The organism is Pseudomonas corni (assembly GCF_057128765.1).
Genome location: NZ_JBSKHW010000022.1, coordinates 107,354 through 122,195, shown reverse-complemented (window position 1 = coordinate 122,195; position 14,842 = coordinate 107,354). Strand labels below are relative to the sequence as shown.

The following is a 14,842-nucleotide window of genomic DNA, read 5'->3' as shown; positions in this document are numbered from 1 at the left end:
CGTACAAGCTCTTTCTCGGCTAGCACGAAACCTGTAGGAGCCAACTTGTTGGCGAGGCGACGGTGCGACGTATCAGGTGGGCCGTCTCGCGAACAAGTTCGCTCCTACAGGGACGCAACCTGCGCTGCTACGCTGAATGTCATGCACCAATAGGAACACATCGAACATGGAACACTTCGCTGCACTGAAAGTCCTGCACATGGTCACGACCGTGCTGCTGTTTATTTGCGGACTTGCGCTGACCTTCTGGATCATCAAAGGCCGTCGTGCCGGCGACTTGACCGTGCAAAACCGCACCATGCAGCGCCCATGGGTGTTCGTCTGGGTAGTGATGGGGCTTTGCTTGTTGACGCTGCCAATCAGCGGTTGGTGGCTGGTGCATTACGCGGGCTGGCCGCTGGGGCAAACCTGGTTGTTGGCAGCGAGCGTGCTGTACACCTTTGGCGCCTTGAGCTGGGCGTGGCTGGCAATACGAGTCAACCGGCTGCGGCGTCCAGTGATCATCGGCAATCCCAGGTTCACCTTGGCGCTGGCGATCTTCAGTGCGGTGTGTTTTGTGGCGATTGCGGGTTTGATGGGGGCCAAGCCGGTTTAGATCAAAGGTGCTTGGCGTCTGGGAGTTCTGTTCGCGGGCAAGCGCGCTCCTACAGGGTGAACACACTCCCTGGTAGGAGCGCGCTTGCCCGCGATTGCGTCAGGTCCGACAGCGCAGGACCTCAATCGCGCAACGAAATCACCGGCCATCCACGCCGTGTGGCTTCAGCGAGCAGCTTCTCATCAGGATCCACCGCCACCGGATGAGTCACCTGCTCCAGTAGCGGCAGGTCATTCATCGAGTCGCTATAGAAATAGCTGTCTTGCAGATTGAAGTTGTTTTCTTCCAGCCAGCGATTCAGTCGCGTTACCTTGCCTTCGCGAAAACACGGCACATCAATCGTCTTGCCGGTGTAGCGGCCATCAATGACTTCGCATTCAGTCGCAAGCAACGTCTCGATCCCCAAGCGCTCAACGATAGGCGCGGTGACGAAACGATTGGTCGCGGTGATTACCAACAGCTTGTCGCCCGCGTCCCGATGCTTGGCAATCAACGTCATCGCTTTGGGCAAAATCATCGGTTCGACGCAGTCACGCATGAATTCACGGTGCCATTCGTCGAGTTGAGCCGTTTCGGTCCGCCCCAGTATTTCGAGGCTGAAATTCAGGTAGTCAGTCAGGTTCAGCGTGCCTGCCAGATAGTCCTGATAGAACGCATCGTTTTGTGCCTTATAAGCAGCACCATCAAGGATGCCGCGTTCGCACAGGTAATCGCCCCAAGCGTGGTCGCTGTCGCCACCAAGAAGCGTATTGTCGAGGTCGAATAAAGCCAGGCGCATGCGGTTACTCGCTGAAATAGCTAAAAAAAGAGCACAAGAATACGAGGTTTTCCGGCGCCGCTGCATCTATTAATGCTGTTGTGCCAATAAGCTGTCGAAGCTTCGTTGCTGCTTTCACGATCTTTGTGGAACAATGCGCCGACATGCGTTTGCGAGGTTGTAGCCGTGATCGACCCCGATGGTTTCCGCCCTAATGTCGGGATAATTCTGACGAATGATATTGGCCAGGTCTTATGGGCTCGGCGTATCAACCAAGATGCCTGGCAGTTTCCGCAAGGGGGGATCAACCCTCAGGAGACGCCGGAAGACGCGCTCTATCGTGAATTGAACGAAGAAGTCGGGCTGGAACGGCACGATGTTGAAATTCTTGCCTGCACCCGCGGTTGGTTGCGCTATCGTCTGCCGCAACGTCTGGTCCGCACCCACAGCCAACCGCTGTGTATCGGTCAGAAACAAAAATGGTTTCTCCTGCGCCTGATCTCCAACGAGCAGCGGGTGCGGATGGATTTGACCGGTAAACCGGAGTTCGATGGCTGGCGCTGGGTCAGTTATTGGTATCCGTTGGGCCAGGTGGTGACATTCAAGCGCGAAGTGTATCGACGCGCACTTAAAGAGCTTGCCCCGCGCCTCTTGGCGCGCGACTGACACGGAGTTCGACCCCGAGCCATGCTCAATACGCTGCGCAAGATCGTCCAGGAAGTTAACTCCGCCAAGGATCTCAAGGCGGCGTTGGGGATTATTGTGTTACGCGTCAAAGAGGCCATGAGCAGCCAGGTCTGCTCGGTCTATTTGCTCGACCCCGAATCCAATCGCTTCGTGCTGATGGCCACCGAGGGCCTGAACAAACGCTCCATCGGCAAGGTCAGCATGGCCCCCAACGAGGGTCTGGTCGGTCTGGTCGGCACACGCGAAGAACCGCTGAATCTCGAAAACGCTGCCGATCACCCCCGCTATCGCTACTTTGCCGAAACCGGCGAAGAGCGTTATGCATCCTTTCTCGGCGCTCCGATCATTCACCACCGTCGCGTGGTCGGGGTGTTGGTCATCCAGCAAAAGGAGCGTCGTCAGTTCGACGAAGGGGAAGAAGCCTTCCTCGTGACCATGAGCGCACAGCTCGCAGGGGTCATCGCCCACGCTGAAGCCACCGGCTCGATCCGGGGTCTGGGCCGTCAGGGCAAAGGTATTCAGGAAGCCAGATTCGTGGGCGTGCCGGGTTCGCCCGGCGCTGCCGTGGGCATGGCGGTGGTCATGTTGCCGCCCGCCGATCTGGAAGTCGTCCCCGACAAAACCGTTACCGACATTCAAGCCGAACTGAAACTGTTCAACACCGCGCTGGAAGGCGTACGCAGTGATATGCGCACCCTTTCGGCGAAGTTGGCGACTCAGTTGCGCCCCGAAGAACGCGCGTTGTTCGACGTTTACCTGATGATGCTTGACGACGCGTCGCTGGGCAGTGAAGTGACCAACGTCATCAAGACCGGCCAATGGGCACAGGGCGCATTGCGCTCGGTGGTTAACGAGCACGTCAAGCGCTTCGAACTGATGGACGACGCCTACCTGCGTGAGCGCGCCTCCGACGTCAAAGACCTTGGCCGCCGTTTGCTGGCTTATCTTCAGGAAGCCCGTCAGCAAACGCTGGTGTACCCCGACAACACCATTTTGGTGAGTGAAGAACTGACCCCGGCCATGCTCGGGGAAGTGCCTGAAGGCAAGCTCGTCGGGCTGATTTCGGTCCTCGGTTCCGGTAACTCCCACGTCGCGATTCTGGCCCGGGCGATGGGTATTCCGACCGTCATGGGCGTGGTCGATCTGCCGTATTCCAAGGTCGACGGCATTCAGCTGATCGTCGATGGCTACCACGGGGAGGTGTTCACCAACCCGAGCGAAATCCTGCGCAAGCAGTATTCGGTGGTGGTCGAGGAAGAACGCCAGCTGTCCCAAGGCCTCGAATCCCTGCGTGAGCTGCCGTGCGTGACACTGGACGGCCACCGCATGCCGTTGTGGGTCAATACCGGTTTGCTCGCCGATGTGGCGCGCGCCCAGCAACGTGGCGCTGAAGGTGTTGGCCTGTACCGCACCGAAGTGCCGTTCATGATTCAACAGCGTTTCCCTAGCGAAAAAGAGCAACTGGCGATCTATCGCGAGCAGCTTGCCGCGTTCCATCCGCTGCCCGTGACCATGCGTACCCTGGACATCGGTGGCGACAAGGCGCTGTCGTACTTCCCGATCAAGGAAGACAACCCGTTTCTGGGCTGGCGCGGGATTCGCGTCACCCTTGATCACCCGGAAATCTTCCTGGTGCAGACCCGTGCAATGCTCAAGGCCAGCGAAGGCCTGAACAACCTGCGGATTCTGCTGCCGATGATCTCCGGCACCCACGAAACCGAAGAAGCGTTGCACCTGATTCACCGGGCATGGGGCGAGGTGCGCGACGAAGGCACCGACGTACCGATGCCGCCGGTGGGTGTGATGATCGAAGTGCCTGCGGCGGTGTATCAAACCCGTGAACTGGCGCGGCAGGTGGATTTCCTGTCGGTGGGTTCCAACGATTTGACTCAGTACCTGCTGGCCGTTGACCGCAACAACCCGCGCGTGGCCGATCTGTACGACTACCTGCATCCGGCAGTGCTGCAAGCGCTGCAGAACGTGGTGCGCGACGCCCATGCCGAAGGCAAGCCGGTGAGCATCTGCGGCGAGATGGCGGGCGACCCTGCGGCGGCGGTGCTGTTGATGGCGATGGGTTTCGACAGTCTGTCGATGAACGCCACCAACCTGCCGAAAGTGAAGTGGATGCTGCGCCAAATCCACCTGAGCAAGGCCAAGGAGCTGCTCGCGCAACTGATGACCAATGACAATCCGCAGGTCATCAACAGCTCGCTGCAGTTGGCACTGCGCAATCTTGGGTTATCGCGGATGATCAATCCGGGGTCTGTCAAAGGTCATTGATAACTGTAGGAGCGCCCTTGCCCGCGATGGCGGTGTATCAGCGCCGAATCTCTCGCGGATACAAAACCATCGCGGGCAAGCGCGCTCCTACAGATTGACCTCAACCTCCCCCAACCTTCCTCCATACGGCCCGAAACTGTGCTCGACAAGTTGTCGGCTGCCGTCAGCATTCATAATCAGCATCGTACTGGCGCGGGTTCCGTAAGTGGGGCTGGCGATAAACACGCTGGACAGCAATGTTTCGGTCGCCAAGCCAACACCGGTTTCGGGCAGATCGGCAATTGGCGCGGTGGCGGGGTCAGTCAGAAACTCAAACAGCTTAGCGGGCTGAGGATCGTGCAACTGCGCGCGCAATGACGCCTTGGCCTTGACCAGCTTGGGCCACGGAGTGTCGAGCCCTGCGTTGGAGACGCCATAAACCCCTTCGCTCAATTGCCGCGGCACTGGATCAGTGGCGCTCAGAAAATGCAGCGTTTCCCGGTTACCTACCAACAGATTGAACCCGCCGTATTCTCCAGCGCGTCCGGCAACTTGCAGCAGATACTCATCCATCGACAGCGAACCGGTCAAAAACTGAGCAACCAATTCGCCCCTTGAGCGTCGTCCCAGCGGCTGACCGGGATCACGGATGTTGGTCAGCGCAGCGAATCGGCCATCTGCGTTGATACCCAGCCAGGTACCGCCCGCTTCCAGGTCACGACCCGCGTAAACGTGCGGAGCATCTTTCCATCGAGCCAACGGCTGCGTTGGGCGTGCATAAAACTCATCGCGATTGGCCGCCAGCACCAGGGTTTGCGGGTGAGACGGGCGCCAGGCGAAAACGATCAAGCACATGCAGGACTCCTTTTTTCGCCACTCTACGCACACATCGGGCGGACATCCATCGCACGCCGCTAGAGCACAGAGCCGTGCTTCCGGTAACATGCCGGACTCATTTTGGGGGCTCCCATGGAATTTCTGCTCTATCTGGCATTGGGCGGCTGCGCTGGCGTGCTGGCCGGGCTGTTCGGCGTGGGCGGTGGCATCATCATCGTGCCAGTGCTGGTGTTCAGCTTTACCCTGCAAGGTTTCGACACTTCGGTCCTGACTCACTTGGCGGTCGGCACTTCGCTGGCAACCATTGTGTTCACATCTGTTTTGTCTGTACGCGCCCACCACCGGATGGGCGCGGTGCAATGGCCGGTGGTTGCGTGGATGACATTGGGCATTCTCATCGGTGCAGGTTTCGGCGCGCTGACGGCCAGCTACATTTCAGGGCCTTATCTGCAGAAAATCATCGGCGTGTTCGCGATCTTGGTCGCGATCCAGATGTTCCTCGACTTCAAGCCCAAGGCTGGCGGGGCGCCACGCAAATCCGGTTTGACCATCGCCGGTGTCGTGATCGGCTGGGCGTCGGCAATCTTCGGCATCGGCGGCGGCTCATTGACCGTGCCTTTCCTGACCTGGCGCAGCCTGACCATGCAGCAGGCGGTGGCAACGTCCTCGGCCTGCGGTTTCCCGATTGCTGTGGCAAGTGCAATAAGTTTCATGATTCTGGGCTGGCACGACCCGTTGTTGCCCCCGCATAGTCTCGGTTTCGTGTACTTACCCGCGCTGTTGGGCATTGCTGTTACCAGCATGTTCTTCGCCAAATTCGGTGCTCGAATGGCACATAAACTGTCGCCTCGTCTTCTCAAACGCCTGTTCGCACTATTGTTAGTGGTCGTGGGCACAAGTTTTCTGATCTGATCCCTTTTAACGCGTCGCTCACAGAGCGTTTCCAACCAGTTTCAATTAAGGAGTCGCAATGCTGCCTTACCCGCAGATTGACCCGGTAGCGGTCGCCATCGGCCCACTGCAAATTCATTGGTACGGCCTCATGTACCTGATCGGTATTGGCAGTGCGTGGTTTCTCGCCTCCCGTCGTCTGGATCGTTTCGATCCGACCTGGACCAAGGAAAAACTCTCGGACATGATCTTCTGGGTCGCCATGGGGGTCATCGTCGGTGGGCGACTGGGATACGTTTTGTTTTACGACCTGCCCAACTACATCGCCAATCCGCTGTTGATTTTCGAAGTGTGGAAAGGCGGCATGGCGTTCCACGGCGGCTTCATTGGCGTGATGATCGCGACCTACTGGTTCGGCAAGCGCAACGGCAAGTCGTTCTTCCAGCTCATGGACTTCATCGCGCCGATGGTGCCGATTGGCCTGGGCGCCGGACGGATCGGCAACTTCATCAACGCCGAGTTGTGGGGCAAACCGACTGACCTGCCGTGGGCTATGGTTTTCCCGCCGTTCAGCGACCCGGCGCAGTTGCCGCGTCATCCGTCGCAGCTCTACCAGTTCGCGCTGGAAGGTGTAGCGCTGTTCCTGATCCTGTATTTCTACTCGCGCAAACCGCGTCCGACCATGGCCGTGTCCGGCATGTTCGCGCTGTTCTACGGGATCTTCCGTTTCGTGGTCGAGTTCGTCCGCGTGCCGGATGCTCAGTTGGGCTACTTGGCCTGGGGCTGGGTCACGATGGGCCAGATTCTCAGCCTGCCGATGATCATCGCAGGGCTGGTGCTGATCTGGCTGGCGTACCATCGCGCACCGGCATCTAAAAACGCGACCGTTTAACACGCGTCTAAAGTACTGAAGAGCCGGGCTTCATCGCCCGGCTGTTCATCGATACAGAGAGGCCTTTGGGCATGAAGCAATACCTTGAGCTGCTGCAGGACGTCATCGATAACGGAACGCGTAAGGGCGATCGCACCGGCACCGGTACGACCGCTGTGTTCGGTCGTCAGTTTCGCCACAATCTGGCCGATGGCTTTCCGCTGCTGACCACCAAGAAGCTACATTTCAAGAGCATTGCCAATGAGTTGATCTGGATGCTCAGCGGCAACACCAATACCAAATGGCTGAACGAAAACGGCGTGACCATCTGGGATGAGTGGGCCACGGAAGAGGGCGATCTGGGGCCGGTCTATGGCGCACAGTGGACTGGCTGGCCGACCAAAGATGGCGGCAAGATCAATCAGATCGACTACATGGTTGATTGCCTGAAGAACAATCCCAACAGCCGCCGAATTCTGTTCCACGGCTGGAACACCGAATATCTGCCGGACGAAAAGCTCTCGCCTCAGGAAAACGTAAAAGCCGGGCGCCAGGCGCTGGCGGTGTGTCATTTGCTCTATCAGGCCTATGTGGCTGACGGCAAACTGTCGATGCAGTTGTATATCCGCAGCTCCGATGTTTTCCTCGGTCTGCCATACAACACGGCGGCATTGGCGCTGTTGACCCACATGCTGGCGCAGCAGTGCGACCTGATCCCCCACGAGATCATCGTCAGCCTGGGCGATACCCATGCTTACGCCAACCACGAAGAGCAAATCGCAACGCAGCTGACGCGCACGCCGAAGAAGCTGCCGACGCTGAAGATCAATCGTCGTCCGGACAGCATCTACGATTACCGATTCGAAGATTTCGAAATCGTGGGATACGACGCAGATCCAAGCATCAAGGCGCCTGTTGCCGTGTAACCCGTTGTCTGTAGGAGCGAACTTGTTCGCGAGAGCTCTTTGGGAATACCCCTTATCTCGCCAACAAGTTGGCTCCTACAGAAAGTTAGCCGCAGTTAAATAGCAGATATGTGCTTTCAATAAAGCGCTATTATTGCAATTGCGTCATCAGTGTTTTGCGTTATTCGTGAGTAATTACCCTCATAGTCTTTTTCAATCTTCTGATTGAGTATTTTAAGTTTAAGTGTCGTCCTTATTTGTCCTATAGTCCGGGTATCTTCAAAGTCTAGCCTGACAACTGCGCCTGGAATTAACCATCCATGACAACGACGAATTTCAGCACTGACGCCTTCTCCTACGAGAACTCTGGCCTCTTTCGCGCGGCCTCGCGCATTCTTAAAGAGGCCGGAGTACAGATCAACGGATCAGCTCCCTGGGACATCAGGCTCAATGGCCCTGGTGTGTTGGAGCGAGCATTCGCGCAGGGTAATCTCGGGCTCGGCGAGGCCTATATGGATGGCCTCTGGGACAGCGAGCAGCTTGATGAATTTTTTCATCGCTTGATGGCGACACGCCTGACCGATGACGTAAAACCAGTACGGTTGGTGTTTTACGCGTTGATGGCCAGGTTCCTCAATCGACAGAACATCAGGAGATCCAAACGAGTGGGTGAGGTGCACTATGACCTCGGCAACGACTTTTATTCCACCATGCTCGACTCGCGAATGACCTACACCTGCGGCTACTGGGAAAACGCCACGACACTGGAAGATGCACAGACCGCCAAGCTGGATCTGATCTGTCGCAAGCTGAAACTACAACCCGGGATGCGCGTACTGGACATCGGCTGCGGTTGGGGCAGCTTCATGAGCTATGCCGCTGAACATTATGGTGTCGAAGCGGTTGGGGTGAGCATTTCTAAGGAACAGATTGCCTGGGCTAAAGAACGTTACGGACACTTGCCGCTGGAGTTCCGTTTTCAAGACTACCGAGAGGTCGATGAACAATTTGACGCAATCGTCAGTGTTGGGATGTTCGAACATGTCGGGCGCAAGAACCACCGCACGTATATGAAAGTTGCCCACCGCTGCCTGAAACCGGGTGGCATGTTCTTGTTGCACACTATCGGCAAAAACCAGCGCAGCAGTTATCCCGATCCTTGGATTGACCAATATATTTTTCCCAATGGGGACTTGCCGTCGACCGGACAAATAGGCGATGCGATGGACGGATTGTTCGTTGTAGAAGATTTGCATAACTTCGGCGCCGATTACGATAAGACACTCATGGCCTGGCACGACAACTTCATGCAAGCCTGGCCTCAGTTCGAAGCGAAGTTGGGTGAGCGTTTCTACCGTATGTGGCGCTATTACTTGCTGTCCTGCGCAGGTGCATTTCGGGCTCGGGATATTCAGTTGTGGCAATGGGTACTATCCAAAGGTGGTGTCCCGAGCGGATACCATCGTAATCAGATTTGATGCTCCCAGCCCCTGCTGAAGTTGGCTTGCGATTACTGTTCACTATTGACGTTGCGAAGGGTAATTGAGAAAGCCTATCTAGCCGGTATGCAGTGACAATGAGCTTCCCGCGGCGTAATTGAATATCGTCCTCTCCATCGAATAAACGCCGGGATGGCAACAATCAGCCCGCCCGGATGAAGTGTTTACCTGTGGAGACGACACGCATGAACAACAAACTGACGACCGCTTTTGGCGCCCCCGTACCTGACAACCAGAATATCCAGACGGCTGGCCCACATGGCCCTGCGCTGCTGCAAGATGTCTGGTTTTTAGAAAAACTGGCGCATTTCGATCGCGAAGTGATCCCGGAGCGTCGCATGCATGCCAAAGGCTCGGGCGCCTTCGGCACCTTCACAGTCACGCACGACATCACCCAATTCACCCGCGCCAAAATCTTTTCCGATATCGGCAAGCAGACTGAAATGTTCGCGCGCTTCTCAACCGTCGCTGGCGAGCGCGGCGCTGCCGACGCCGAGCGCGACATTCGTGGTTTCGCCTTCAAGTTCTACACCGAAGAAGGCAACTGGGACATGGTCGGCAACAACACGCCGGTGTTCTTCCTGCGTGATCCGCTGAAATTTCCTGACCTCAATCACGCCGTTAAGCGTGACCCGCGGACCGGCATGCGTAGCGCTGAAAACAACTGGGATTTCTGGACTCAACTGCCCGAAGCACTGCATCAGGTGACTGTGGTCATGAGTGATCGGGGCATCCCGCGCAGCTACCGCGAAATGCACGGTTTTGGCAGCCACACGTACAGTTTTCTGAATGCCCAGCACGAACGTTTCTGGGTCAAGTTCCACTTCGTGTCGCAGCAAGGCATCGCTAACCTCACCGACGCCGAGGCTCAGGAGCTGGTAGGTCGTGACCGTGAGTCGCACCACCGTGATCTGTATGAAAATATCGAGAACGCTAATTTCCCGCGCTGGAAGCTGTTCGTGCAAATCATGCCGGAGAAGGAAGCGGGCACCTACCACATCAACCCGTTTGACTTGACCAAAGTCTGGCCGAAGTCCGATTACCCGCTGATTGAAGTGGGCGTGGTGGAACTGAACCGTAACCCGGAAAACAACTTTGCCGATGTCGAGCAGGCCGCTTTCGCCCCGTCCAACGTGGTGCCGGGCATTAGTTTCTCTCCGGACAAGATGTTGCAGGGCCGACTGTTTTCCTACGGCGATGCGCAGCGCTACCGTTTGAGCGTCAACCACCACCAGATCCCTGTTAACTCGCCGAAGGCCGCGTTGCACGTCAACAGCTACCACCGCGACGGCCTCATGCGTATTGACGGCAACCGTGGCGGCATGACGTCCTACGAACCCAACACCAAAGGCGCATTTCAGGAGCAGCCTGATTTTAGAGAACCACCGCTGTCCATCGAGGGCGCGGCGGGCCACTGGAATCACCGGGTCGACGGCGACTACTACTCGCAGCCTGGCAATCTGTTCCGCCTGATGACGCCAGCGCAACAGCAGGTGTTGTTCGAAAACACCGCACGTTCGCTGCAAGGGGTGTCGACGCCGATCATCCAGCTGCACATCGATCACTGCAGCCTGGCTGATCCTGCATACGGCGCAGGCGTAGCGGCAGCGGTGGAACGGATTCACCGTTAAGCGGCCGTAACGAAAAAGCCCCCGGTTCACAAGGCCGGGGGCTTTTCTTTGCACCTTTTTTGGTGCGCTGCGGGCTAAGTGCGTGGCTTGGGCTGATTTTCAAGCAGCTGCACAATCCGCGCGTCTTTCTCGATCCACAAATGATTCACCCAGTTCTGCACATGCTCGCGAAACACCGGGTCGTTCTCATAATCGCCCTGCCACAGCGCAGGATCGAGTTCGCGGGTCTGAATGTCGATGATCACCCGGGGCACCTGCCCCCTGATCAAATCCCAGAAGCCCGGAATTTTGGCTTGGGGATAAACCACTGTCACGTCGAGAATCGCGTCGAGCTGTTCGCCCATCGCCGCCAACACAAACGCTACCCCGCCCGCCTTGGGCTTGAGCAAGTGAGTATAGGGCGAGTGTTGCTCGGCTTTTTTCCCGGCAGTGAAACGCGTGCCTTCCAGGTAATTGACCACTGTCACCGGCTGGCGCTTGAACAGCTCGCACGCCGCTTAAGTGATTTCCAGATCATGGCCTTTGAGCTCGGGATGCTTGGCCAGAAATGCTTTGGTGTAGCGCTTCATGAACGGGTAATCCAGCGCCCACCACGCCAGGCCCAGGAACGGCACCCATATCAGCTCTTTCTTCAGGAAGAATTTGAAAAACGGCGTGCGCCGATTCAGCGTCTGCACCAGCGCCGGGATATCGACCCATGACTGATGATTGCTGATCACCAGATACGAGGTGTCGTCGCGCAAGCCGTCGTTGCCCCGGATATCCCACTGCGTCGGGATGTACAGCTTGAAAATCAGCTTGTCGATTTCAGCCCATGTCTCGGCGATCCACATCACCGCCCACGAACAGCGATCGCGCATCTCGCCCTGAAACACCAGCTTGAGTAGTGCAAACACCATCAATGGCCCGAACAACACCAGCGTGTTGAGCAAGAGCAGCAGCGTGACAAACAGACCGGTTAGCAGGCGACGCATAGAACGACTCATAACAATAAAGGGCGGGCAATAATAAGCAGCAATGCCGACGGCGCCAAACTTGCGAGTCGATCACGTACCTTTCACTCGTAGCCACGTACAGTCAGCCTCTGTTTAGTGACCGAACGAAGTGCAAAGTTGCGGTCTAAAATCGAGCTTCTGCACGGCCCACTCCTTGAGGAACCTGTTACGTGAAATCTCTTCTGGCGCTTCTGTCTCTGCTGGCGTTACCTGTCATGGCCGCCGAGCCTACGTTATACGGTCGCTACGAATATATTCAGGTGTCTGAATTCGGCGAAACCTTCAAAGCCAAAATGGACACCGGCGCATTGACTGCCTCGCTGTCGGCCAAGGACATAGAGCTGTTCAAGCGCGATGGTGATGACTGGGTGCGTTTCCGCCTGGCCACCAAAGACGCCGACAACAAGGTTTACGAGCACAAGGTTTCGCGTATCAGCCGCATCAAGGGCCGTTCCGATGGTGACGATGACGACGAGCCAGTCGATCCGACCAAGCGCCCGGTTGTCGATCTGGAGCTGTGCCTGGGCGACGTGAAGCGCACAGTCGAGGTCAATCTGGTCGACCGCAGCCACTTCAACTATCCACTTTTGATCGGCGCCAAGGCCCTGCGTGAGTTTGGCGCGGCGGTGAACCCTGCCCGACGCTACATCGCTGACAAGCCGGACTGCTGATTGCTAACCGGCAATCTCTGTAGGCGCTGCTCGTAAGCGCCTACAACAGCCATACGTCCGGCTTAGGTGGGATTGCTCAAACCGACGGTTGAGTCTGGATCATTGATGGGCGCTGGCTGATTTCGTAGTACCAGGCAGCCAGACGCGGGTAGCTGCTGCGCCAGTTAAGGTCCGGCTGGCGGAAGTCCAGATAGCCCAGGCCTGCTGCCAGACTGATCGAGGCAACATCAAAATTGGAGCTCAACTCGGTCACCGCCTCCTGTTCGAAATACGACAGCGAGCGGGCGATTTTTTCCTGTTGATTGTCGAGCCATTCGGCCCAGTGTTTTTCCGGCGGGCGCAGAAACGTTTCATAACGGATCAGCAACGCTGCATCCATCAGGGCATCTGCCAGAGAGGCCAGGGTCAGACGTCTCCAGCGGGCGGAGCCTTCCCGCGGGATCAGCGGATTGCCAACATGTTGGTAATCGAGATAATCGAGAATTACCCGGCTGTCATGCAGCACGTTGCCATCGGCCAGACGCAGCGCGGGCAACTTGCCGGCAGGATTTTCCTGGCACAACTCGGTGTTGGGGTTGACCGGGGTGACGTTCACAGGCTTGAGGGCCACGCGACTGGTCTGTCCGGTTTCGTGAAGGAGCACCAGCACTTTGCGTGCGAAAGGCGAGGCCGCGTTGTAGTACAGCGTCATGCTTGGGGCGGACATGGACATTCCTCTTGTCGGACAGCCTCGTAGACTAATCAGAGCAAGAACACACCGCAATAGGACACTCAAGGCGTTTGGGCCGACACTGTCGGCCCAAACACTGCGGGTCAGGTGGTGGGCAAAACGTCGCCTTGATCGGTCGTCGAATTGTTTGGGTTCACGGTATCCAGCGGCGTGACCAATGGCTTGGGCACAAACCAGATAATGATCGCGGCAAGGATATCGAACGCAGCGAGCGCCACGAATAGCGGGCTGTAACCGACTTTGGTGACCATGATCCCGAGCACCAGCGTGAACAGTGCCGCGCCGATAAAGCCACACATGCCGCCAAGTCCGGTTGCGGTGCCGACTTCGTTTTTACCGAATGAGTCAGACGTGATCGAGTACAGCGCGCCCGATAGGGTCTGGTGTGCGAAGCCGCCCGCACACAGCAGCGCGATGGCCATATAAGGACTGTCCACCAGGCCAATGCAGCCCGGTCCGATCATGCACAACGACCCCAGCACCATGACCATTTTGCGCGAGGTCAACAGCGAGACGTTGAAGTGCTTATAGAAAAACGGACTGAGGTAGCCGCCCAGCACGCAGCCAATGTCGGCGGCCAGAAACGGCAGCCATGCGAACATGGCGATTTCCTTGATGTTCATGTGCCGTTCGGTCATCAGGTACAACGGAATCCACGCGTTGAAGGTCTGCCAGGCCGGCTCCGAAAGCATGCGCGCCGAGGCGATGGCGTAGAAGTTGCGGGTGCCGACGATCTTTTTCCAGCTGGTGCGCTGAGTAGGAGCGTCCTTTAGGTGGTTTTCCTGACCGGCGAGGATGTAGTCGCGTTCTTCGTCCCCCAGCAAGCGCTGATTGAGCGGGTGCTTGTACAGCAGCAACCACGAAGCACTCCATAGCAAACCCAGCCCGCCGACGATGATGAATGCCACCTGCCAGCCGCTGTGCAGAATCGCCCAGACCACCAGAGGCGGGGCAAGTAACGCACCGATGGAAGAACCAATGTTGAACCATCCGATAGCGACCGAGCGCTCTTTGGCCGGGAACCACTCAGTAGTCGCCTTGATCGCAGCCGGGAAGCCCGCCGCTTCAGTGATGCCGAGCAAGCTGCGCAAAAACGCCAGGCTTTGCCAACCAGTCGCCATGGCCGCAGAGGCGCAAGCAGCTGACCAGGCCACGGCGAAGATCGCAAAACCAATCTTGGTGCCGATGGCGTCTATCACGTAGCCGGCGACCGGCTGCATGAAGGCGTAACCCATCTGCCAGGCGATGACCACGTGGGAGTATTGCTCGGTGGAGATGTTGAGCTCGGCCATCATGGTCGGAGCAGCAACGGAAAGCGTATTGCGGGCGAGATAGTTGACAACCAGGCCGCCCGTAATCAGCGCGACCATCCACCAGCGGATGCCTTTGATTTTCATCGAGTCCACTCATTTGTATTGTTGTTATTAGCGGCGATCGTTATACGTCGTCGTATGACTGGATTTAGGCAAACCCACGTTTTGTTGTCAATTGAAATAGGTGTGATTGGCGATTGT

13 protein-coding genes and 1 pseudogene are annotated in these 14,842 nt (G+C 57.2%); 9 read left to right on the top strand and 5 right to left on the bottom strand.

The window, feature by feature from the left end; genetic code table 11:
- The first annotated feature begins 166 nt into the window (after nucleotides 1–166).
- Nucleotides 167–595 (top strand): DUF2269 family protein, encoded by a 429-nt coding sequence (locus ACWKV9_RS26325; RefSeq protein ID WP_483839037.1) that lies wholly within the window; start codon nucleotides 167–169, stop codon nucleotides 593–595.
- A 121-nt stretch (nucleotides 596–716) separates the two neighbouring features.
- Here the strand turns inward: ACWKV9_RS26325 and ACWKV9_RS26320 are convergent, their stop codons facing one another.
- Nucleotides 717–1,373: a histidinol-phosphatase gene (locus ACWKV9_RS26320; protein WP_483839036.1), complete on the bottom strand. Its 657-nt coding sequence runs from the start codon at nucleotides 1,371–1,373 to the stop codon at nucleotides 717–719.
- Between the two features lie 165 nt (nucleotides 1,374–1,538).
- On the opposite strand from ACWKV9_RS26320, the gene ACWKV9_RS26315 reads away from it, so the two are divergent.
- Nucleotides 1,539–2,018 carry an RNA pyrophosphohydrolase gene (locus tag ACWKV9_RS26315; protein ID WP_483839035.1) on the top strand — a complete coding sequence of 160 codons (480 nt, stop codon included), beginning with the start codon at nucleotides 1,539–1,541 and terminating at the stop codon, nucleotides 2,016–2,018.
- Between the two features lie 21 nt (nucleotides 2,019–2,039).
- Entirely contained in the window at nucleotides 2,040–4,319 is a 2,280-nt protein-coding gene (ptsP, locus tag ACWKV9_RS26310) for a phosphoenolpyruvate--protein phosphotransferase (protein ID WP_483839034.1), read from the top strand.
- An 87-nt stretch (nucleotides 4,320–4,406) separates the two neighbouring features.
- Here the strand turns inward: ptsP and ACWKV9_RS26305 are convergent, their stop codons facing one another.
- Entirely contained in the window at nucleotides 4,407–5,153 is a 747-nt protein-coding gene (locus ACWKV9_RS26305; protein ID WP_483839033.1) for an NRDE family protein, read from the bottom strand.
- 114 nt (nucleotides 5,154–5,267) lie between these two features.
- Here ACWKV9_RS26305 and ACWKV9_RS26300 point away from each other — a divergent pair, with 114 nt between their 5' ends.
- The 5 genes from ACWKV9_RS26300 (at nucleotide 5,268) to ACWKV9_RS26280 (ending at nucleotide 10,932) form a co-directional block, all read left to right on the top strand.
- The gene (locus tag ACWKV9_RS26300) at nucleotides 5,268–6,047 is read left to right on the top strand and encodes a sulfite exporter TauE/SafE family protein (protein ID WP_483839032.1); all 780 of its coding nucleotides are present in this window, start codon (nucleotides 5,268–5,270) and stop codon (nucleotides 6,045–6,047) included.
- A 58-nt stretch (nucleotides 6,048–6,105) separates the two neighbouring features.
- On the top strand, nucleotides 6,106–6,918 hold the full coding sequence (gene lgt / locus ACWKV9_RS26295; RefSeq protein WP_483839031.1) for a prolipoprotein diacylglyceryl transferase: 813 nt from the start codon (nucleotides 6,106–6,108) through the stop codon (nucleotides 6,916–6,918).
- Nucleotides 6,919–6,989: 71 nt separating this feature from the next.
- The gene (locus ACWKV9_RS26290; protein WP_483839030.1) at nucleotides 6,990–7,823 is read left to right on the top strand and encodes a thymidylate synthase; all 834 of its coding nucleotides are present in this window, start codon (nucleotides 6,990–6,992) and stop codon (nucleotides 7,821–7,823) included.
- Nucleotides 7,824–8,122: 299 nt separating this feature from the next.
- Nucleotides 8,123–9,280, top strand: a complete 1,158-nt coding sequence (gene cfa, locus ACWKV9_RS26285) for a cyclopropane fatty acyl phospholipid synthase (protein WP_483839029.1) — start codon at nucleotides 8,123–8,125, stop codon at nucleotides 9,278–9,280.
- Nucleotides 9,281–9,486: 206 nt separating this feature from the next.
- The gene (locus ACWKV9_RS26280; RefSeq protein WP_483839028.1) at nucleotides 9,487–10,932 is read left to right on the top strand and encodes a catalase; all 1,446 of its coding nucleotides are present in this window, start codon (nucleotides 9,487–9,489) and stop codon (nucleotides 10,930–10,932) included.
- A gap of 74 nt (nucleotides 10,933–11,006) precedes the next feature.
- Here the strand turns inward: ACWKV9_RS26280 and ACWKV9_RS26275 are convergent.
- Nucleotides 11,007–11,906: pseudogene (locus ACWKV9_RS26275) on the bottom strand (acyltransferase).
- 191 nt (nucleotides 11,907–12,097) lie between these two features.
- Here ACWKV9_RS26275 and rloA2 point away from each other — a divergent pair.
- On the top strand, nucleotides 12,098–12,598 hold the full coding sequence (gene rloA2, locus ACWKV9_RS26270; RefSeq protein WP_483839027.1) for a retropepsin-like aspartic peptidase RloA2: 501 nt from the start codon (nucleotides 12,098–12,100) through the stop codon (nucleotides 12,596–12,598).
- Nucleotides 12,599–12,674: 76 nt separating this feature from the next.
- On the opposite strand, the gene ACWKV9_RS26265 is transcribed toward rloA2, so the two are convergent.
- Together ACWKV9_RS26265 and ACWKV9_RS26260 are read right to left on the bottom strand one after the other, a co-directional pair.
- On the bottom strand, nucleotides 12,675–13,304 hold the full coding sequence (locus ACWKV9_RS26265; RefSeq protein ID WP_483839026.1) for a glutathione S-transferase family protein: 630 nt from the start codon (nucleotides 13,302–13,304) through the stop codon (nucleotides 12,675–12,677).
- A gap of 107 nt (nucleotides 13,305–13,411) precedes the next feature.
- The gene (locus tag ACWKV9_RS26260) at nucleotides 13,412–14,725 is read right to left on the bottom strand and encodes an MFS transporter (RefSeq protein WP_483839025.1); all 1,314 of its coding nucleotides are present in this window, start codon (nucleotides 14,723–14,725) and stop codon (nucleotides 13,412–13,414) included.
- Nucleotides 14,726–14,842: the final 117 nt, after the last annotated feature.